17 protein-coding genes are annotated in these 20,019 nt (G+C 72.1%); 11 read left to right on the top strand and 6 right to left on the bottom strand.

Going from position 1 to position 20,019, the window contains the following annotated elements:
• The first annotated feature begins 392 nt into the window (after nt 1–392).
• Nucleotides 393–1,235, top strand: a complete 843-nt coding sequence (gene whiG / locus BOQ63_RS17885; RefSeq protein WP_046386902.1) for an RNA polymerase sigma factor WhiG — start codon at nt 393–395, stop codon at nt 1,233–1,235.
• A gap of 112 nt (nt 1,236–1,347) precedes the next feature.
• Entirely contained in the window at nt 1,348–1,932 is a 585-nt protein-coding gene (locus BOQ63_RS17880) for a TetR/AcrR family transcriptional regulator (protein WP_030287958.1), read from the top strand.
• 88 nt (nt 1,933–2,020) lie between these two features.
• On the opposite strand, the gene BOQ63_RS17875 is transcribed toward BOQ63_RS17880, so the two are convergent.
• The gene (locus tag BOQ63_RS17875) at nt 2,021–2,422 is read right to left on the bottom strand and encodes a M23 family metallopeptidase (RefSeq protein ID WP_232543256.1); all 402 of its coding nucleotides are present in this window, start codon (nt 2,420–2,422) and stop codon (nt 2,021–2,023) included.
• Between the two features lie 841 nt (nt 2,423–3,263).
• On the opposite strand from BOQ63_RS17875, the gene rpsB reads away from it, so the two are divergent.
• The 6 genes from rpsB to rlmN all read left to right on the top strand — a co-directional run bounded on the left by rpsB (nt 3,264) and on the right by rlmN (nt 9,504).
• A complete protein-coding gene (gene rpsB, locus BOQ63_RS17870) occupies nt 3,264–4,124 on the top strand; it encodes a 30S ribosomal protein S2 (protein ID WP_030557940.1) in 861 nt (286 codons plus the stop codon).
• A 129-nt stretch (nt 4,125–4,253) separates the two neighbouring features.
• Nucleotides 4,254–5,093: a translation elongation factor Ts gene (tsf, locus tag BOQ63_RS17865; RefSeq protein WP_030290412.1), complete on the top strand. Its 840-nt coding sequence runs from the start codon at nt 4,254–4,256 to the stop codon at nt 5,091–5,093.
• A gap of 261 nt (nt 5,094–5,354) precedes the next feature.
• Nucleotides 5,355–6,119, top strand: a complete 765-nt coding sequence (gene pyrH / locus BOQ63_RS17860) for a UMP kinase (RefSeq protein ID WP_030290413.1) — start codon at nt 5,355–5,357, stop codon at nt 6,117–6,119.
• Nucleotides 6,120–6,215: 96 nt separating this feature from the next.
• Nucleotides 6,216–6,773, top strand: a complete 558-nt coding sequence (gene frr / locus BOQ63_RS17855; RefSeq protein WP_030290414.1) for a ribosome recycling factor — start codon at nt 6,216–6,218, stop codon at nt 6,771–6,773.
• Between the two features lie 299 nt (nt 6,774–7,072).
• Nucleotides 7,073–8,329 (top strand): phosphatidate cytidylyltransferase, encoded by a 1,257-nt coding sequence (locus tag BOQ63_RS17850; RefSeq protein WP_078938894.1) that lies wholly within the window; start codon nt 7,073–7,075, stop codon nt 8,327–8,329.
• 74 nt (nt 8,330–8,403) lie between these two features.
• Nucleotides 8,404–9,504 carry a dual-specificity RNA methyltransferase RlmN gene (rlmN, locus tag BOQ63_RS17845; protein WP_030290416.1) on the top strand — a complete coding sequence of 367 codons (1,101 nt, stop codon included), beginning with the start codon at nt 8,404–8,406 and terminating at the stop codon, nt 9,502–9,504.
• Between the two features lie 87 nt (nt 9,505–9,591).
• Here rlmN and BOQ63_RS17840 read toward each other — a convergent pair whose 3' ends face one another.
• The 4 genes from BOQ63_RS17840 to BOQ63_RS17825 form a co-directional block, all read right to left on the bottom strand.
• On the bottom strand, nt 9,592–10,743 hold the full coding sequence (locus tag BOQ63_RS17840) for a hypothetical protein (RefSeq protein ID WP_050366560.1): 1,152 nt from the start codon (nt 10,741–10,743) through the stop codon (nt 9,592–9,594).
• A 27-nt stretch (nt 10,744–10,770) separates the two neighbouring features.
• Nucleotides 10,771–11,520 (bottom strand): ABC transporter ATP-binding protein, encoded by a 750-nt coding sequence (locus tag BOQ63_RS17835; protein WP_030290418.1) that lies wholly within the window; start codon nt 11,518–11,520, stop codon nt 10,771–10,773.
• Nucleotides 11,521–11,745: 225 nt separating this feature from the next.
• The gene (locus BOQ63_RS17830) at nt 11,746–13,140 is read right to left on the bottom strand and encodes an aspartate aminotransferase family protein (protein ID WP_030290419.1); all 1,395 of its coding nucleotides are present in this window, start codon (nt 13,138–13,140) and stop codon (nt 11,746–11,748) included.
• Nucleotides 13,137–13,673: an Lrp/AsnC family transcriptional regulator gene (locus BOQ63_RS17825; protein ID WP_063736546.1), complete on the bottom strand. Its 537-nt coding sequence runs from the start codon at nt 13,671–13,673 to the stop codon at nt 13,137–13,139. Before BOQ63_RS17825 ends, BOQ63_RS17830 begins: the two co-directional genes overlap by 4 nt.
• A 187-nt stretch (nt 13,674–13,860) precedes the next feature.
• Here BOQ63_RS17825 and BOQ63_RS17820 point away from each other — a divergent pair, with 187 nt between their 5' ends.
• The 3 genes from BOQ63_RS17820 (at nt 13,861) to BOQ63_RS17810 (ending at nt 18,164) form a co-directional block, all read left to right on the top strand.
• The gene (locus BOQ63_RS17820; RefSeq protein WP_051747320.1) at nt 13,861–15,354 is read left to right on the top strand and encodes a gamma-aminobutyraldehyde dehydrogenase; all 1,494 of its coding nucleotides are present in this window, start codon (nt 13,861–13,863) and stop codon (nt 15,352–15,354) included.
• A gap of 183 nt (nt 15,355–15,537) precedes the next feature.
• Nucleotides 15,538–16,896 carry an aspartate aminotransferase family protein gene (locus BOQ63_RS17815; protein ID WP_072654617.1) on the top strand — a complete coding sequence of 453 codons (1,359 nt, stop codon included), beginning with the start codon at nt 15,538–15,540 and terminating at the stop codon, nt 16,894–16,896.
• Between the two features lie 65 nt (nt 16,897–16,961).
• Complete coding sequence (locus BOQ63_RS17810; protein ID WP_046386608.1) at nt 16,962–18,164, top strand: polyamine ABC transporter substrate-binding protein; 1,203 nt, start codon at nt 16,962–16,964, stop codon at nt 18,162–18,164.
• 3 nt (nt 18,165–18,167) lie between these two features.
• Here BOQ63_RS17810 and BOQ63_RS17805 read toward each other — a convergent pair whose 3' ends face one another.
• Nucleotides 18,168–19,823, bottom strand: coding sequence for a PucR family transcriptional regulator (locus BOQ63_RS17805; protein WP_030290423.1), 1,656 nt, complete (start codon nt 19,821–19,823; stop codon nt 18,168–18,170).
• Between the last annotated feature and the right edge of the window lie 196 nt (nt 19,824–20,019).

Below are 20,019 nucleotides of genomic sequence, written 5' to 3'. Positions count from 1 at the left end.
TGCCCACACACATTCCCGGACACAGAGTGACCGGTGGCGCCCGGTCCTCGGGAGGGCCGCGGACCGAGCGGCGCCCCGTGACCGAGTACCCGCCCAAATCGGCGGGGACGATGGGAGGCCTGTCGCGCCAGGGCGGCCGGCCGACGGTGGTGCCTGGACAGCCGGCCGACGCGGCCAGGGACGCCGATGCTGTGCCCGACGCAGATGCCGCGCCCGGTACCGACGCCGCTTCCAGCGCCGGCGTGCCCCCGGGAGCGGAGCCGGCGCACGGCACCGGGGCGCGCCACCACGCCGGGGCGGTCGCCGAGGCGGACGCGCCCGATGGTGCGGCCGTCGAACGCGCCCCCGGGCTGCCGTCGAGCGCCCTCGCGCCGGAAGCCACCTCCCCACCCGTGTCCCGGCCCCGCCGGGAACGGGCCGGCGAGGGCGAGCGCAAGGGTGCGGGCTCACCCGCCCGGGACGCCGGCGCCCCGGGGCGCAGCGCGCTCGAAGCGCTCTGGCGCTCGTACAAGGAGACCGGTGACCAGCGGCTGCGGGAGCAGCTGATCCTGCACTACTCACCACTCGTCAAGTACGTGGCCGGTCGGGTCGGGGTCGGTCTGCCCTCCAACGTGGAGCAGGCCGACTTCGTCTCCTCCGGTGTCTTCGGGCTGATCGACGCGATCGAGAAGTTCGATGTCAACCGCGCGATCAAGTTCGAGACCTACGCGATCAGCCGCATCCGCGGCGCGATCATCGACGAACTGCGCGCCCTGGACTGGATCCCCCGTTCGGTGCGGCAGAAGGCGAAGGCCGTCGAACGGACGTACGCGACGCTGGAGGCCCGGCTGCGCCGGACGCCGCACGAGCCCGAGGTCGCGGCCGAGATGGGCATCGCGATCGAGGACCTGCACGCGATCTTCAGTCAGCTGTCGCTCGCCAACGTGGTGGCCCTGGACGAACTGCTCCACCCGGTGGGGGAGGGCGGCGACCGGCTGAGCCTGGTGGACACCCTGGAGGACCACGGCGCGGACGACCCGGTCGAGGTGGCCGAGGACCGAGAGCTGCGCAGACTGCTGGCCCAAGCGGTCAACACCCTCCCCGAGCGGGAGAAGACCGTGGTGACGCTCTACTACTACGAGGGCCTCACCCTTGCCGAGATCGGACAGGTGCTGGGAGTGACGGAGAGCCGGGTGAGCCAGATCCACACCAAGTCCGTCCTCCAGCTGCGCGCCAAGCTCTCGGACATCCGGTAGCCGGTGCCCGGACCGCCCGCCGGTCCCGCCCCTCGCCCGAATACGCGGCGCCGTACCGGTCGCAGGTAGGGCTCCGTACAGTGGGGGCGTGCCGAAGATCCGAGCGGCCACGGTGGCCGAGCATCGCCAGCTGCAGCGGGCAGCCCTCCTCGACGCTGCCCGCACCCTGCTCATCGAGGGCGGCATGGAAGCCCTGACCTTCCCCTCCCTCGCGGCCCGCACCGGGCTGGCGCGCTCCTCGGTCTACGAGTACTTCCGCTCCCGCGCCGCCGTGGTCGAGGCACTGTGCGAGGTGGACTTCCCGCTCTGGGCGGCCGAGATCGAGGCCGGGATGGCGAGCTGCGACACCGCTGCCGGGCGGATCGAGGCGTACGTCCGGGGCCAGCTGGCACTGGCCGGCGACCCGAGGCACCGTGCGGTGATGGCCATCTCGGCGGTGGAACTGGACGAGGCCGCGCGCGAGCGCATCCGGGCGGCGCACGCGGGACTCGCCGGGCTGGTCGTCCAGGCCTTGGAGGACCTCGGCCACGAGCGGCCCCGGCTCGCCGCGGCGCTGCTGCAGGGTGTGGTGGAGGCGGCCGTCCGCCGGGCCGAGCAGTTCGCCGCGGGGGACCGCGCGGGCTGCCCGGTCGAGTCCGCCGAGGCCATCGCCGACGCCGCCGTCTCCCTGGCGCTGCACGGCCTCGACCGCGGCTGAACCGCAGCCCGGACGCTCGATCCGTCCGCCCGTCCGCCCGTCCGCCCGTCCGCCCGTTCGCCTGTCTGCTCCAATCCTCACCCCCTGACTACACCCCTGCGCCACCCCTGCCCAGCGGTAGCAGGCGGGCCCGGCCCGCTCCGAGCAGGGCCAGCGGATCGAGGTAGCGCCCGCCGCGCAGCAGCCCCCAGTGCAGACAGTCGCCCGCGCCGCAGTGGCGCCCGTCCGGGGCCAGTCGGCCGATCACCTGTCCGGCGGCCACCGTGGTACCGACCGGGAGGGTGCCGGTGACGGGCAGATAGGTGGTGCGCAGCGGGGGAGACCCGGACCCCGGATGGGCGACGGTCACCACCGGGCGCCCCGCCACCAGCCCGGAGAACGCGATCACCCCGGCCGCCGCCGCCCGCACCTCCGCCCCGGGCACGGCCGCGAGGTCCACGCCCCGGTGCCCGGCCGCCCAGGGCTTCGCCGGTGGCTCGAAACGCCCCAACAGCCCGCCCGGGCCGCCCACCGGCCAGGCCCGCGCCGCGCCCCGAGGAGAGGCGTCATCCCCCGTCGGAGCGCCCCCGACCGACCCACCCCCGACCGGCCCACCTCCGACCGACCCACCCCCGGCCGGCGCGCCCCCGACCGCCCACCCCACCCCCGGCACCCCAACGACACCCACCAGGGTGAGCGCCACCCCCAGCACCACCCCGGTGCACACCTGTCGGACCCCACTTCGCCCAGTCATGCCCCGAGGCTGACGGCACTCCGCCTCCCACGCCACCCACTTCCGGATACCTGTGGACAAACCGCCCCAGCGCCCGTGCGCCATCCCTCGGACGGGTGTACGGACGCCGCCATCCGGTGTACAAACGGCATACGAGGACCGCTCCAGGGGCAGACCGCCGACCAGTCGGCCGCCGTTCCTCCACCCGCCGCGGCCCCACCCGCCGCAGTCGTTCCCCCAGGCTCCCCCCCGGTCATTCGCAGCCCGGCCGCAGACCGGCCGCAGGCCCTCCGGCGCCCGTGAAGTCGCTCGCCGCTCGGCGCTTCCCGTACACTTCACACGCGACCCGGTCCGCCGGGTCGACTTCGCACGCCCCGCCACCGGCGGTCGGACGCGGTTCGTCCGCAGCCCCGCCAGGTGCGAGTGCCGCTCGGTCCGCCGAGCCCGACCGGTCCCCGGACCGAGCGGGTGGAAGCGGCTCGGCACGATCGGGGCGTCAGGCGTGGCTGTCACCTGGCCGCCACGGACAACCGAGACTGACCCGGCCGTAGGCGGCCGCCCGACGGGGAACCCCCGAGGCACCGCCGCAGTCGGGCCGTAACACCTGAGGAGAACGGCCATGGCCGTCGTCACGATGCGGGAGCTGCTGGAGAGCGGCGTCCACTTCGGTCACCAGACCCGCCGCTGGAACCCGAAGATGAAGCGCTTCATCATCACCGAGCGCAACGGCATCTACATCATCGACCTGCTGCAGTCGCTGAACTACATCGACCGCGCCTTCGAGTTCATCAAGGAGACCGTTGCCCACGGCGGCAGCGTCCTCTTCGTCGGCACGAAGAAGCAGGCCCAGGAGGCCATCGCCGAGCAGGCCACCCGCGTGGGCATGCCCTACGTGAACCAGCGCTGGCTCGGCGGCATGCTGACCAACTTCTCGACCGTCTACAAGCGTCTGCAGCGCCTCAAGGAGCTCGGCGAGCTGGACTTCTCGGACGTGGCCGGCTCCGGCCTCACCAAGAAGGAGCTCCTGGTCCTCCAGCGCGAGCACGACAAGCTGGAGAAGACCCTCGGCGGTATCCGCGACATGCAGCGCGTTCCCAGCGCTGTCTGGATCGTGGACACCAAGAAGGAGCACATCGCGGTCGGCGAGGCCCGGAAGCTCAACATCCCGGTCGTCGCCATCCTCGACACCAACTGCGACCCGGACGAGGTCGACTACAAGATCCCGGGCAACGACGACGCGATCCGCTCCGTCACCCTGCTGACCCGCGTGATCGCCGACGCCGTGGCCGAGGGCCTGAAGGCCCGCGCCGGTGTTGCCAAGGGCGACGCCAAGGCCGAGCCGGGCGCCGACCAGCCGCTGGCCGACTGGGAGAAGGACCTCATCGAGGGCGAGAAGAAGGCCGAGGAGGCCGCCCCCGCCGCCGCCGAGGCTCCCGCTGCCGAGGCTCCCGCCGCCGAGGCGCCGGCCGAGCAGGCCTGACGTACCAAGGGTGAGGGGCAGCCGCCGGTACCACGCCGGCGGGTGCCCCTCTCTCCCGCGCCGGGGCCGAACCATCGGTCCCGGCGCATCCCCACGCAGACACGCGAGACGCGAGAAGAGATTCACACCATGGCGAACTTCACCGCCGCGGACGTCAAGAAGCTCCGTGAGCTCACCGGCGCCGGCATGATGGACTGCAAGAAGGCCCTGGACGAGGCCGAGGGCAACGTCGAGAAGGCCGTCGAGCTCCTGCGCATCAAGGGCCAGAAGGGCGTTGCCAAGCGCGAGGGCCGTGACGCCTCCAACGGCGCCGTCGCCGCGCTGATCGCCGAGGACAAGAAGTCCGGCGTCCTGGTCGAGCTGAACTGCGAGACCGACTTCGTCGCCAAGGGTGACAACTTCGTCAAGGTCGCCGACGCGATCGCCGCCCACGTCGCCAAGAGCGCCCCGGCCGACCTGGACGCCGCCCTGGCTTCCGAGATCGAGGCCGGCAAGACCGTCCAGCAGTTCGTGGACGAGGCCAACGCGACCCTGGGCGAGAAGATCGTCTTCCGTCGCTTCGCCCAGTTCGACGGTGACGGCTTCGTCGCGGTCTACCTGCACAAGACCAGCCCCGACCTGCCGCCGGCCGTCGGCGTCCTGGTCGAGCTGGACAAGGAGAACGCCGAGGTCGCCAAGGACGTCGCGCAGCACATCGCCGCCTTCGCGCCGAAGTACCTGTCCCGCGAGGAGATCCCGGCCGAGGAGCTGGAGAACGAGCGCCGCGTCGCCGAGGCCACCGCTCGCGAGGAGGGCAAGCCGGAGGCCGCCCTGCCGAAGATCGTCGAGGGTCGCGTCACCGGCTTCGTGAAGGAGAACTCCGTCCTGGAGCAGGCCTTCGCGAAGGACAACAAGAAGACCGTCGCCAAGGTCCTCGAAGAGGCCGGCGTCAGCCTCAAGCGCTTCGCCCGCTTCCGCGTCGGCGCCTGAGCCACGTTCCACCTGGTCCCCGGCCCCTCTAGGCTGGGAACCGCCCCCGCCCACTGACCGGGGCGGGCGGAACGCCGAACGGGCTCACCCAGCGCCAACCGTCCATGGGCGGGCCGCTTCGGCACCATGAACGACGAGGAGGCCATTGCCGTGCAGGACACCGAACCGGTTCCCGCGGCAGTGGCCTCCTCGCGTGTACGCGCAGGCCGGGTATCCGCACGCCCAGGCCTGTGAGCCAGCAGGTGCAAAAAGGAGAAGTCCATGCAGGAGACGCAGGAGACCGCGCAGGACACCGAGGCGGGCTCGCGTCGCCGGGTGCTGCTCAAGCTGTCCGGTGAAGCCTTCGCCGGCGGTGGCGGGCTCGGCGTGGACCCGGACGTCGTGCACGCGATCGCCCGCGAGATCGCCACGGTCGTCCGCGCCGGTACCGAGGTCGCGGTGGTCATCGGCGGGGGCAACTTCTTCCGGGGCGCGGAGCTGCAGGTCCGCGGCATGGACCGGGCCCGCTCGGACTACATGGGCATGCTCGGCACCGTCATGAACTGCCTGGCGCTGCAGGACTTCCTGGTCAAGGAAGGCATCGAGACCCGGGTCCAGACCGCCATCACCATGGGCCAGGTCGCCGAGCCGTACCTGCCGCTGCGCGCCGTCCGGCACCTGGAGAAGGGCCGCGTGGTGATCTTCGGCGCCGGTATGGGCATGCCGTACTTCTCCACCGACACCACGGCCGTCCAGCGCGCCCTGGAGATCCACGCCGACGTCCTGCTGATGGGCAAGAACGGCGTGGACGGCGTCTACGACTCCGACCCCCGGACCAACCCGGACGCGGTGAAGTTCGACGCGCTGGAGTACTCCGAGGTCATCGCGCGCGACCTCAAGGTCGCCGACCTCACCGCGATCACGCTGTGCAAGGACAACAATCTCCCGATGCTGGTCTTCGAGCTGCTGGCGGAGGGCAATATCGCGCGTGCGGTGAAGAGTGAGAAGATCGGCACACTCATCAGCCAGGATTCCGTCCGGGCCTGAGCAGCAGCCAGCCGTACGGGACGGCGTCCGCCGCGACCGGCCCCGATGCCGACACCGGTCGGGACAACAGCAGATGAACCGGACAGGGAGATCACAGTGATCGAAGAGACCCTCCTCGAGGCCGAGGAGAAGATGGAGAAGGCCGTCGTCGTCGCCAAGGACGACCTCGCGGCCATCCGCACCGGCCGTGCCCACCCGGCGATGTTCGCCAAGATCGTCGCCGAGTACTACGGCGCCGTGACGCCGATCAACCAGCTGGCCTCGTTCTCGGTGCCGGAACCCCGGATGGCGGTCGTCTCGCCGTTCGACAAGACCGCTCTGAAGGCCATCGAGCAGGCGATCCGCGACTCGGACCTGGGCGTCAACCCGTCGAACGACGGCTCCATCATCCGGGTCGTGCTGCCCGAGCTGACCGAGGAGCGCCGCCGCGAGTTCATCAAGATCGCCCGCGGCAAGGGCGAGGACGCCAAGGTCTCGATCCGCGCGGTGCGCCGCAAGGCCAAGGACGCCATCGACAAGCTGGTCAAGGACGGCGAGGTCGGCGAGGACGACGGCCGTCGCGCCGAGAAGGAGCTCGACGACACCACGGCCAAGTACGTGGCGATGGTCGACGAGCTGCTGAAGCACAAGGAAGCCGAGCTGCTCGAGGTCTGATGAACGACGCCCCTGACGCCCCTGGCTACTGGGGCCCGTCCGACCAGCAGTTCCAGCCCTACCGCCCGGCGCCGCAGTCGCAGGCACCCCGTACCCCGGCCCACCCGGCGCCGGGGTACGGCGAGCGCCCGGAGCCGGACCAGGGCCTGCCCCTCCCGGGACACCCCGGCCACCCGGGCGGCCGGACGGCCGCCCAGCAGGGTGCGCCGGGTGCCGCCCCGGGGGACCGGGGCCTCCGTTCGGATCACTCGCAGCAGCCTCCGGTGTACTGGGGCGGCGACGCGGAGGAGACTCAGGTCATGCCTCCCGTACCGGCCGATCCCGGCCCGCACTCCGGTGCGCCCGGTCAGTATTCGGGCCCGGGGCGGCCGCCGGGTCCGGGTCGGCCGCCGATCCCCGGTCGGCACGCGGCGCCCGGACGGCCGCCGGCCACCGGTGGGCCGGTCGACCCCGCCGCGGACCGGTCCCGGGAGGCCGGCCGACCCGGTGGCCCGATGTTCCGGGACGAGCAGCCCGAGCCGGCGCCGCCCGGCTTGACGGAGACGGTCGTGCTGCGCGCGATAACCGACGACGTCCCCTCCGCCCCCGGCCGCGGCGCCCCGCCGCACCCGGGGGCTCCGGTGCATCCCGCGCCGCCGCAGAGCCACCGGGCGGCCGGGCAGCCCCCCTTCGTGCCGTCGTTCCATCCAGGGCAGGAGACACCAGTGGCCGCCCAGCCCGCCCCGCAGCCGGAGCCTCGCAAGCAGCGCGGCGGCCGTAACCTCCAGGCCGCCATAGGCGTGGGGGTGGGCCTCGGCGCGGTGATCGTCGCCTCGCTGTTCGTGGTGAAGGCGCTGTTCCTGTTCGTCGTGATGGCTGCGGTGGCGGTCGGCAGCTGGGAGCTGACCACCCGGCTCGCCGAGCGCAAGCAGATCAAGGCCCCGCTGGTCCCGCTGGTGGTGGGCGGCGTCGCGATGGTCGCCTGCGGCTACTGGGCGGGCGTCCAGTGGGCCGCGGCCGCGCTGGCGCTGACCGGGCTGGCGGTGATGGTCTGGCGGATGGCCCAGCCGCCGGAGAACTACCTCCGGGACATAACGGCGGGTGTGTTCACCGCCTTCTACGTGCCGTTCCTGGCGACCTTCGTGGCGATGATGCTGGCGGCCGACGACGGGCCCCAACGGATCGTGCTCTTCCTGATCGTCACGATCTGCAGCGACACCGGCGCCTACGCGGTGGGCTACAAGTTCGGCAGGACCAAGCTGGCCCCGACGATCAGCCCCGGCAAGACCCGTGAGGGCCTGGCCGGCGGCATCGGCCTGTCGATGCTGGCGGGCGCCGTACTGATGCAGCTGATCATCGACGGCGGCAGCTGGTGGCAGGGCCTGATCCTGGGCGGCTGCGCGGCGGTCACCGCGACCCTCGGCGACCTGGGCGAGTCGATGATCAAGCGGGACCTCGGGATCAAGGACATGGGCACCCTGCTGCCCGGTCACGGCGGCATCATGGACCGGCTGGACTCGCTGCTGCCGACCGCCCCGGTGGTCTGGCTGCTGCTGGCCGCCTTCGTCGGAAGCTGACCGGAGCGCGGTGAGACGGGGCCCCGGACGCCAGGCGTCCGGGGCCTCCGCGCGTCTGCGACACTGGAACAACCATGCCTAAGCCCGGAGAACTCACCTTTGTCGCGCCGCGCGGCGCAAAGCCCCCGCGACACCTCGCCGACCTGAGCCCCGCCGAGCGCAAGGAGGCCGTCGCCGAGCTGGGCGAGCAGCCGTTCCGCGCCAAGCAGCTCTCCAACCACTACTTCGGCCGGATGTCGAACGACCCGGCGAGCTGGACGGACATCCCCGCCGCCAGCCGGGAGAAGCTCACCGAGAGCCTGCTGCCCGAGCTGATGTCGGTGGTGCGGCACGTCTCCTGCGACGACGACACCACCCGCAAGACGCTGTGGAAGCTGTTCGACGGCACGCTCGTCGAGTCGGTGCTGATGCGCTACCCCGACCGCGTCACCATGTGCATCAGCTCGCAGGCCGGCTGCGGCATGAACTGCCCGTTCTGTGCCACCGGTCAGGCCGGGCTGACCCGGAACCTGTCCACCGGCGAGATCGTCGAGCAGATCGCCGCCGGGATGCGCGCGCTCAAGGCCGGGGAGATCCCGGGCGGCGAGGCGCGGCTGTCCAACGTGGTCTTCATGGGCATGGGCGAGCCGCTGGCCAACTACAACCGGGTGCTGGCCGCGATCCGCCGGCTGACCGACCCGGCGCCGGACGGCTTCGGCCTGTCGCAGCGCGGCATCACCGTCTCCACCGTCGGTCTCGTCCCGGCGATGAACCGGCTGGCCGACGAGGGCCTCAGCTGCCGCCTGGCGCTGTCGCTGCACGCCCCGGACGACGAGCTGCGCGACGAGCTGGTCCCGGTGAACACCCGGTGGAAGGTCGCCGAGGTGCTGGACGCGGCCTGGAACTACGCGGAGAAGTCCGGCCGCCGGATCTCCATCGAGTACGCGCTGATCAAGGACATCAACGACCAGGCGTGGCGCGCGGACCTGCTCGGCCGGCTGATCAAGAACCACCGGGTGCACGTCAACCTGATCCCGCTGAACCCGACCCCGGGCTCCAAGTGGACGGCCTCCCGTCCGGAGGACGAGCGGGAGTTCGTTCGCCGGCTCCAGTCGCACGGCGTGCCGACGACCGTCCGCGACACCCGCGGCCAGGAGATCGACGGCGCCTGCGGCCAGCTCGCCGCAGCGGGCTGAGCAGGCGGGCTGAGCAGGTGGGCCGAGCCGGCGGGCTGATCAGGCACGCGGGCTCGGCAAGCTGACCGGGCGGGCTGACGGGCTGCCCTACCGCAGTCCTGCGGCCGCCAGCGCGGCGGTCGCCCCGCCGGTCAGCAGCAGCGTGGTGCCCACCGCGAGGGTGCGCAGCGCGACCGCGCCGAACAGCAGCCGGGGCGAGGTGCCGAGACGCAGCAGCGCTTCGGTGACCTCGCGGCGGTCGGTGCGGACCTCCGCGAGCCTGGCGAGCACCGCGGCGGCCGCGCAGCCGAGCACCAGACAGGCCTCGACGGCGGGCAGTGCGTCGGCGCGGTTCGGTGTGCCGATCCAGTACCGGACGGTGGTCAGCACCAGGGCGAGGACCAGGGTGAGCACGGCCAGCGGCGGGCCGAGCCGAGGGGCCTGGGCGGTGAGGCCGCGTCCGGCCAGCAGCCGCAGCGGGGTGGGCCGGCCGACGGCGAGCAGCCGCCCGGTCCAGGCGAGCAGCGGGCCGGTGAGCAGGGCGAGGCCGAGCGCGCCGGCGGCCCAGCCGCCGAGGGCGGCGGTGCTGGTGGTGCCGAGCCCGGCGGGCAGGTGGATCGGGCGACCGTCGGCGGGGGCGCCGGGTCGCAGCGCGATGAGTTCGAGTGCGGCGCCGATCACCACCAGCCCGATGGGCACGGCGATCCGCAGCGGGCCGAAGCCGGTGCGGCCGCGGGTGCGGCCGCCGGGCAGGGTCTCGGCGACGGGCACCGAGCAGGCGGCGGCGATGCCGGCGGTGAGCGGGACCAGGGCGAGCAGGGTGACCGGCGCGGCAGCCGGCAGCGGCACGCCCATGCCGAGGTCGGGAGCGAGCGAGGGCCCGGCGATGTCGTTGCGCAGCACCAGGAAGAGCAGCAGGGTGAGCACGCTGCCGAGGGTGCAGGCGAGGGCGACCTCGCCGGCGATCAGGGTGCGGATCCGCCGGGAGCCGGCCCCGGCGGCGGTGAGCCCGGCGAGTCGTTCGGGCCGCCGGGCGGGCACCGAACGGGCGGCGACGGCCGCGAACCAGGCGACGGCGGCGAGCGGGGGCAGGCACCAGAGCAGTCGCACCAGCGCGTCGGCGCCGCCGATCGGCTCGCTCAGCGCCCGGCCGAGGGAGCGCAGCAGGAAGGCGGCGACGACGGCGGCCGCCAGTGCGGTGAGCAGCCAGCGGCCGAGGTCGGGCACCCGGTAGCCCCGGGCCAGGCGGAGGTAGAACACGTCGACTCTTTCAGCGGCTCGGCCGCGTCAGCGGCGGGTGGCCGTGATGACGGAGGCACCGGCCGGGGCGACGGTGCCGCGCGGGACGGGGGCGGCGGGGGCGGTGATCCGTCCGTCGACGAGGCCGACGGCGCGGTCCGCGAACCGGATGAGCTCGGGGTCGTGGGTGGCCAGGACGAGGGTGAGCTGGTGCGAGCGGGCCGCGCTGGTCAGTATCCGCAGGACCTGCTCGGCTGCCTCGCGGTGCAGCGGGGCGGTGGGGTCGTCGGCGAAGACGACGGGCGGCAGCGGGGCGAGGGCGCGGGCCACGGCGATCCGCTGGCACTGGCTCTGGACCAGCCGGTCGGGGCGGTGCCGGGCGATGTCGCCGACGTCGAGGCGTTCCAGCCACTCGGTGGCGGCGGTGTAGGCGGCCTTGTGGCCGGCGCCGGCGAGCAGCAGCGGCAGGGCGACGTTCTCGCGGGCGGTCAGCTCGGGCACCAGGTGCGGTTCGGAGCCGACGAAGCCGAAGCGGTCGCGGCGCAGCCGTTCTCGGCCGGCCCGGCCGAGGGTGTGCACGGGGGAGCTGTTGAACCAGACCTCGCCCTCGTCGACCGGGAGCTGGGCGGAGAGGCAGCCGAGGAGGGTGCTCTTGCCGGAGCCGCGCGGGCCGGTGACGGCGAGCACCTCCCCCTCGCGGACGCCGATGGAGATGCCGCGCAGGGCGGGGGTGCCGTAGTGGGACTTGACGATCCCTCGGGCCCACAGCACGTCGTTGTCAGGCGGTGCCGCTGACATGAGGTTCCATCCTGGGTGGCCGCAGGGATATGACAGTCGTCAGATTAGAACGACCGGGGCCGGTCGCGGTTGCGGCGCTCTGGGCCATCACGGGCAAATCACCCGCATTCAGGCATGTTTGGTCGTACGACTGTGATGTTCGGCAGTGGTGGCGCGAACGCCGAAGGGCGGCCCCGCGGGAGCGGGACCGCCCTTCGGCGGAGGGTGGGGAAGGGGCTCAGGGGATCAGAGCTTCGCCCACGCGTCGGTGAGGCTGGTCCGCAGGATCTGCTCGATCTCGTCGAAGGTCGACTGGTCGGAGATCAGCGGCGGGGCCAGCTGGACGACCGGGTCGCCACGGTCGTCGGCGCGGCAGTACAGGCCGTTGTCGAAGAGCGCCTTCGAGAGGAAGCCGTAGAGCACGCGCTCGGTCTCCTCGTCGTTGAAGGTCTCCTTGGTGACCTTGTCCTTCACGAGCTCGATGCCGTAGAAGTAGCCGTTGCCGCGGACGTCGCCGACGATCGGCAGGTCGCGCAGCTTGCTCAGGGTGCCCAGGAACGCCGACTCGTTGTCGAGCACGTGCTGGTTCAGGCCCTCGCGCTCGAAGATGTCGAGGTTGGCGAGCGCCACGGCCGAGGAGACCGGGTGGCCGGCGAAGGTGTAGCCGTGCAGGAAGGTGTTGTCACCCTTGTAGAACGGCTCGGCGATGCGGTCGGAGATGATCGTGGCGCCGATCGGGGAGTAGCCCGAGGTCATGCCCTTGGCGCAGGTGATCATGTCCGGCACGTAGCCGAACTTGTCGGCGCCGAACATGGTGCCGAGGCGGCCGAAGGCGCAGATGACCTCGTCCGAGACCAGCAGCACGTCGTGGCGGTCGCAGATCTCGCGCAGGCGCTGGAAGTACCCGGGCGGCGGCGGGAAGCAGCCGCCGGCGTTCTGCACCGGCTCGACGAAGACGGCGGCGACGGTCTCGGGGCCCTCGAAGAGGATGGCCTCCTCGACCTGGTCGGCGCACCAGCGGCCGTACGCCTCGGGGTCGACGGTGCCGTCGGGGCCCTCCAGGTAGTGCGGGGCGCGGTAGATGTTGGTGTTCGGGGCCTTGTGGGTGCCCGGCACCAGCGGCTCGAACGGGGCCTTGAGGCCCGGCAGGCCGGTGATGGACAGCGCGCCCTGGGGGGTGCCGTGGTACGCGATGGCGCGGGAGATGACCTTGTACTTGGTCGGCTTGCCGATCAGCTTGAAGTACTGCTTGGCCAGCTTCCAGGCGGTCTCGACGGCCTCGCCGCCACCGGTGGAGAAGAAGACCTTGTTCAGGTCGCCCGGGGCGTAGTTGGCCAGGCGCTCGGCCAGCTCGACGGCCTTGGGGTGCGCGTAGCTCCAGATCGGGAAGAACGCGAGTTCCTTGGCCTGCTTGGCGGCGACCTCGGCGAGCTCGGTGCGGCCGTGACCGGCCTGCACGACGAACAGGCCGGCCAGCCCGTCGATGTACTTCCGGCCCTTGTCGTCCCAGATGTACGTGCCCTCGCCCTTGACGATGGTGGGCACGGGGGAGTTCTCGTACGACGACATGCGGGTGAAGTGCATCCACAGGTGGTCGTAGGCGGTCTTGGAAAGGTCCTTCTGCGCCGGGTCGGCTGTCATCGGGTGCCCCAGGTGTAGGTCTGTTTCCGGAGCTTCAGGTAAACGAAGCTCTCGGTGCTCCGCACGCCGGGAAGCGCGCGGATGCGCTTGTTGATCAGTTCGAGCAGGTGCTCGTCGTCCTCGCAGACCAGTTCGGCCAGGAGGTCGAACGAGCCTGCGGTGCAGACGACGTAGTCGACCTCGTCGAGGGCGGCCAGCGCGTCGGCGACGGGTTCGATGTCGCCCTCGACCCGGATGCCGACCATCGCCTGGCGGGTGAAGCCGACGGTGAGCGGGTCCGTGACGGCGACGATCTGCATCACGCCTTGGTCGAGCAGCTTCTGGACGCGTTGCCGTACGGCCGCCTCGGACAGGCCGACGGCCTTGCCGATGGCGGCGTACGGGCGGCGCCCGTCCTCCTGGAGCTGCTCGATGATCGCCTTGGAGGCGGCGTCGAGGGGAACGCTCGCGTTCCGGTCGCGGTTGGCCACGCGGCCACTGTGCCTGATCGTTCTTCTGTTCGCAAGCGTGGAAGCTGCTGATTTCGTCGTGATCTTGGAAATCGCATACGGATTTCATCGCCCATGAGCGATGTACCTGTCGATACCGGCAGTGTTGCGGCTACCCTGGCACGGTACGCGCGCGCCTCCGCAGGGTGTCGCGCATTCCGCCACCAGTGGACCGCGCCGTTTCGGGGCCGGCCACTCGGCGCCCTTCGTAGGCCGCAACCGCCGACGTACCATGGCGCCGGAATCTGCAACGCCGCAGGCCCAGACCGAGGAGAGACCCGTGAGCGACCTTCGTACGCTGCGCAACTACATCAATGGTGAGTTCGTCGACGCGGCAGACGGCCGCACGCTCGACATCGTCGATCCGACCACCGGCGAGGTGTACGCGACGTCGCCGCTGTCCGGTGCCGCTGACGTGGACGCGGCCATGGCCTCGGCCGCCGCCGCGTTCCCGCTCTGGCGCGACGCCACGCCGAGCACCCGGCAGAAGCTGCTGCTGAAGATCGCCGACGCGATCGAGGCCCGGGCCGACGAGATCGTCGACGCCGAGGTGCGCAACACCGGCAAGCCCCGCGCGCTGACCCTCTCCGAGGAGATCGGCCCGATGGTCGACCAGATCCGCTTCTTCGCCGGTGCCGCCCGCCTGCTGGAGGGCAAGGCCGCCGGTGAGTACATGGACGGGATGACCTCGATCATCCGCCGCGAGCCGGTCGGCGTCTGCGCCCAGGTCGCGCCGTGGAACTACCCGATGATGATGGCGGTGTGGAAGTTCGCCCCGGCCATCGCCGCGGGCAACACCGTGGTGCTCAAGCCCTCCGACACCACCCCGGCCTCCACCGTGCTGCTGGCCGAGATCATCGGCGGCATCCTGAAGGACCTGGAGCTGCCGGCCGGCGTCTTCAACGTCATCTGCGGCGACCGCGAGACCGGCCGGCTGATGGTCGAGCACAGGACCCCGGCGATGGCCTCCATCACCGGTTCCGTCCGGGCCGGCATCCAGGTCGCCGAGTCCGCCTCCAAGGACGTCAAGCGCGTCCACCTGGAGCTGGGCGGCAAGGCCCCGGTCGTGGTCTTCGAGGACGCCGACATCGCCGAGGCCGTCGAGGGCATCTCGGTGGCGGGCTACTTCAACGCCGGCCAGGACTGCACCGCCGCCACCCGCGTGCTGGTGCACGAGTCGATCCACGACGCCTTCGTCGAGGCGCTGGCCAAGGCCGCGGCCGAGACCAAGACCGGCGGCGTGGACGACGAGGACGTGCTGTACGGCCCGCTGAACAACGCCAACCAGCTGAAGCAGGTCGCCGGCTTCATCGAGCGCCTCCCCGCCCACGCCAAGGTCGAGGCCGGTGGCCACCGGGTCGGCGACAAGGGCTACTTCTACGCCCCGACCGTCGTCTCCGGGCTGAACCAGGACGACGAGATCATCCAGAACGAGGTCTTCGGCCCGGTCATCACCGTGCAGAAGTTCACCGACGAGGACCAGGCCGTCGAGTACGCCAACGGCGTCGAGTTCGCGCTGGCCTCATCGGTGTGGACCAAGGACCACGCCCGCGCCATGCGGATGTCGCGCCGCCTGGACTTCGGCTGCGTCTGGATCAACACCCACATCCCGCTGGTCGCCGAGATGCCGCACGGCGGCTTCAAGAAGTCCGGCTACGGCAAGGACCTGTCGTCGTACGGCTTCGAGGACTACACCCGGGTGAAGCACGTCATGACCGCGATCTAGCGGGTCGCGACCACCGAGCGCAGAACGACGGCCGTCCGAGCCGTCCAGGTTCGTACGAACCGACCACGGGCCCGGGGCTCTTCCGCCCCGGGCCCTGTCGCTTTGCATCCTGTCGGCGCGCCGTGCGACCGGCTGACAAGATGAACCTGCACTTCCCGGTCGGCCCGTCCTAGCCTTACCGGCATGAGCATCCCCACCGCTGACTCAGCCGCCGGCCAGGCCGTCAAGGCCGCCGACCGCGCGCACGTCTTCCACTCGTGGTCCGCCCAGGCGCTGATCGACCCCCTCGCGGTGGCCGGCGCCGAGGGCTCGTACTTCTGGGACTACGACGGCAACCGCTACCTCGACTTCTCCTCGCAGCTGGTCAACACCAACATCGGCCACCAGCACCCGAAGGTGGTCGCCGCGGTCCAGGAGCAGGCGGCGAAGCTCTGCACCATCGCCCCCGGCTTCGCGGTCGAGTCGCGCAGCGAGGCGGCCCGGCTGATCGCCGAGCGCACCCCCGGCGACCTGGACAAGATCTTCTTCACCAACGGCGGCGCCGAGGCCGTGGAGAACGCCATCCGGCTGGCCCGGCTGCACACCGGCCGGCAGAAGGTGCTGTCCACGTACCGCTCGTACCACGGCGCCACCGCCAACGCGATCGCCCTCACCGGCGACCCGCGGCGCTGGGCCAACGAGACCGGCGTCTCCGGGGTGGTGCACTTCTGGGGCCCGTACGCCTACCGCTCCAACTTCCACGCCGAGAACGAGGCGCAGGAGTGCGAGCGGGCGCTGGAGCACCTGGAGCAGGTGATCGCCTTCGAGGGGCCGGGCACCGTCGCGGCGGTCATCCTGGAGACGGTGGTCGGTACCGCGGGCGTTCTGGTCCCGCCGCCGGGATACCTGGCCGGGGTGCGGGAGATCTGCGACCGCTACGGGATCGTGTTCATCCTGGACGAGGTGATGGCCGGCTTCGGCCGCACCGGTGAGTGGTTCGCCGCCGACCACTGGGGCGTCGTGCCGGACCTCATGACCTTCGCCAAGGGCGTCAACTCGGGCTACGTCCCGCTGGGCGGGGTGGCGATCAGCGCCGAGATCGCCGCCACCTTCGCCGAGCGGCCGTTCCCCGGCGGGCTCACCTACTCCGGGCACCCGCTGGCCTGCGCCTCGGCGGTGGCCACCATCAACGCGATGGCGGAGGAGGGCATCGTCGAGAACGCCAAGCACATCGGCGAGACGGTGCTCGGCCCCGGCCTGCGCGAGCTGGCCGAGCGGCACCCCTCGATCGGCGAGGTGCGCGGCCTCGGCGTGTTCTGGGCGCTCGACCTGGTCAAGGACCGGGAGACCCGCGAGCCGCTGGTGCCGTACAACGCCGCGGGCGCCGACAACGCACCGATGGCCGAGCTGGCCGCGGCCTGCAAGCAGCGCGGGCTCTGGCCGTTCGTCAACATGAACCGCTTCCACGTCGTCCCGCCGTGCACCGTCACCGAGGAGGAGGCCAAGGCCGGCCTCGCGGTGCTGGACGAGGTGCTGTCGCTCACCGACGCGCACACTGTCTGACGTACCTCCCAGGACGGCCCCGGGCACGGCGTGTCCGGGGCCCTCCCACGTTCCGGAAGGCCCCCATGTCCAGCAGCACCACTCTGACCCGACGCCCGACCGACTCCCGTACGCTGCACCGACGTTCGCTGCTCGGCGGCGCCGCGCTGCTCGGCGCCGGCACCCTGGCCGGCTGCGGCATCCCGTCCGCGTACGTCGCCGAGGACCGCCGCTCGGCGCCGGACCGCTCGGAGCGCGACAAGCGGCTGAACTTCTCCAACTGGACCCAGTACATCGACACCGACGACCAGGGCGGGCGCCCGACCCTGGACGCCTTCACCGAGAAGACCGGGATCGCGGTCACCTACACCGAGGACATCAACGACAACGACGAGTTCTTCGGCAAGATCAGCCCGGTGCTCACCCAGGGCGCCGACCCGGGCCGGGACCTGATGGTGATCAGCGACTGGATGGCCGGCCGGTACGTCTCGCTCGGCTGGGTGCAGGCGATGGACCGGGACAACCTGCCCAACGTCACCGCCAACCTGGACCCGCAGCTGGCGAACCCGGTCTTCGACCCGGGCCGCCGGCGCAGCGTGCCCTGGCAGTCCGGGATCACCGGCATCGCGTACAACCGCAAGGCGCTCGGCCGGGAACTCCAGTCCACCGCCGACCTGTGGGCACCCGACCTCAAGGGCCGGATCACCCTGTTCGCCGGGCTGGACGAGGCGCTCGGGCTGCTGATGCTCTCCCAGGGCGCGGACATCGCGCGGTTCAGCGACGACGACGCGCACCGGGCGATGGACCTGGTGCAGAAGATGGTCGACACCGGCCACGTCCGCCGCTTCACCGGCAACGACTACACCGGCGACCTCGCCTCCGGCGCCGCGGTCGCCTGCCAGGCCTACTCGGGCGACGCCGTCCAGCTCACCGCCGAGAACCCGGACATCGCCTTCGTCGTACCGGAGGAGGGCGGCGAACTGTGGGCGGAGAGCCTGATGATCCCCAACCGGGCCGTCCACAAGCGCAATGCCGAGCTGCTGGTCGACTACTACTACCAGCCCGAGGTCGCCGCCGAACTCGCCGCGGCCGTCCAGTACATCTGCCCGGTGCCGGCCGCCCGTGAGGTGCTGGCGGACAGCGGGGACAAGGACAAGGCCGAACTCGCCGAGAACCCGCTGGTGTTCCCGACCGCGGAGATGCGCGCCCGGCTGCACGGCATGCGCGACGTCACCTCGGCCGAGCGGCCGGAGCTGCACAAGGTCTGGGGGCGCATCACCGGGGTGTGACGCTCACCTGCGGACGGCGTCCAGCGCGAGCAGCGCCACGTGCAGGGACAGGCAGGACTCCACCTGGTCGAGGTCGACGCCCAGGATCCGTTCGACCTTGTGCAGCCGGTCGTAGAAGGAAGGCCGGGACAGGTGGGCGGCGTCGGCCGCCGCCGACTTGTTCCGGCCGTGCTCCAGGTAGATCCGCAGCATCTGCACCAACTGGCCGTTGTGCTCGGCGTCGTGGGCCAGCAGCGGTCCCAACTCGCGCTCCACGTACGTCTGCAGGCGGGCGTCGTCGCGCAGCAGGTGGAGCAGGCCGCGCAACCGCACGTCCGGCAGCCGGTAGTAGGAGGCGGTGCGGCCGCCACCGGGCGCGTCGTGCAGGGCCGCGTCGGCGACCTGGGCGGCCTCCAGCAGGGTGCGCCGGGCGTCACGGACCGAGCCGACCGAGGAGCCGACCGCGACCACCGGGCCCGGGGCGTCGGCGCCCTCCCGGCCGGCCTCGGCGGACATCCGGCGCAGGGTGGCCGAGAAGGCGTCCAGCGCGACGTGCTCGTCCTGCTGGGCGCCGAGCGCGATCAGCAGGCCGACGCCCTCGTCGTCCAGCGCGCCGACCAGGGCGGAGAGCCGGCAGGCCCGCACAGCGCCGGCCGCCAGCTCGGTGAAGTCGCGCAGCCGGGCCTGGGCCTCCAGCGCGGCCGGGATCGGCCCGCGGCGCTGGCGCAGCACCACGCCGACCAGCCGTCGGCCGTCCAGCGGGACACCGAGGGCCTGGGCGCGCAGGGCCACCTCGGAGACGGTCAGCGCGTGGGTCAGGATGCCGGAGAGCAGGGTGCGGTGGGTCTGCCGCTCCAGGCTCTCCCGGTCGCGCACCACCAGCCGGTTGAGCGCCAGCGCGGAGGCGCCGCGCTCCAGCAGCATGGCGTGGGGGTGCGGCTCGCCCTCCGGCAGCGGGCCCGGCTCCTGGACCAGCACCAGCCGACCCCAGTCCTGGCCGCGGGCGCCGACGGTGGTGACCAGCCAGCCGCTGCGCGGGTCGTGGCCGGTGCGGCCGGGCGGGCGGACCCCGCGCGAGCGGCGCTCCCAGTCCTCCAGCAGCTCGGCCTCCGGGCGTCCGGCGGTGTCGTGGGCGAGCACCTGGTGGGCGAGGTTCTCCAGGACCACCGGCGCGCCGGCCATCCGGGCCACCTGGCGGATCACCTCGGGCGGTTCGGCGCCCTCCACCACCAGCTCGTTGAAGACCTGGTGGACCGACTCGGAGATCCGCAGCTGCTCCAGCTGGGCGTTGACCACCAGGGCGTGGACGGCCTCGGTGACGGCGACGAAGCGCACCTCGCGGCGGAGCGTGACCAGCGGCAGCCCGCGCTGCTCGGCGGCGTGCACCAGGGCGCGCGGCAGCGAGTCGAAGTAGCGCCGCCCGAACTCGACCACCAGCCCGGCCACGCCGACCTCGTCCAGGTCGCGGACATAGCGGGCCAGGCCCTCGCGGTCCTCGGGCAGCGCGATGCCCGTGGTCAGCACCAGCTCGCCGCCCTGGAGCATCCCGGCGACGTCGGGAAGTTCGCTGACGTGGACCCAGCGGACCGGTCGTTCCAGGTGGTCGGCGCCGGCCACCACCTGGGGCAGACCGCGCCGCATCACCTCCAGGTCGAGCACTCGGGCGACGGTGGGGAGCATCGCGGGCCTCCGGGGCGGAAGGAGGGGGCGGGATTCAGGGGCGTCGGGGACCCAGGGGTACACAGGGTGTCAGGTGAATCATGCACCGTCCCGACGACTTGTCGCCCTGCGAGAACCCTTGCACTCTGTAAGGCCCTTCGCGCCGAGGCTGGCGAAGTGACCCTTGTCACGTCAACCCCGCAATTGGCAAGGTCAG

It is taken from the genome of Streptomyces viridifaciens (assembly GCF_001888885.2).
GTDB classification, from domain to species: Bacteria; Actinomycetota; Actinomycetes; order Streptomycetales; family Streptomycetaceae; genus Kitasatospora; species Kitasatospora aureofaciens.
The sequence above is the reverse complement of the archived record's forward strand: the minus strand, read 5'-3'. Positions and strand labels throughout refer to the sequence as shown.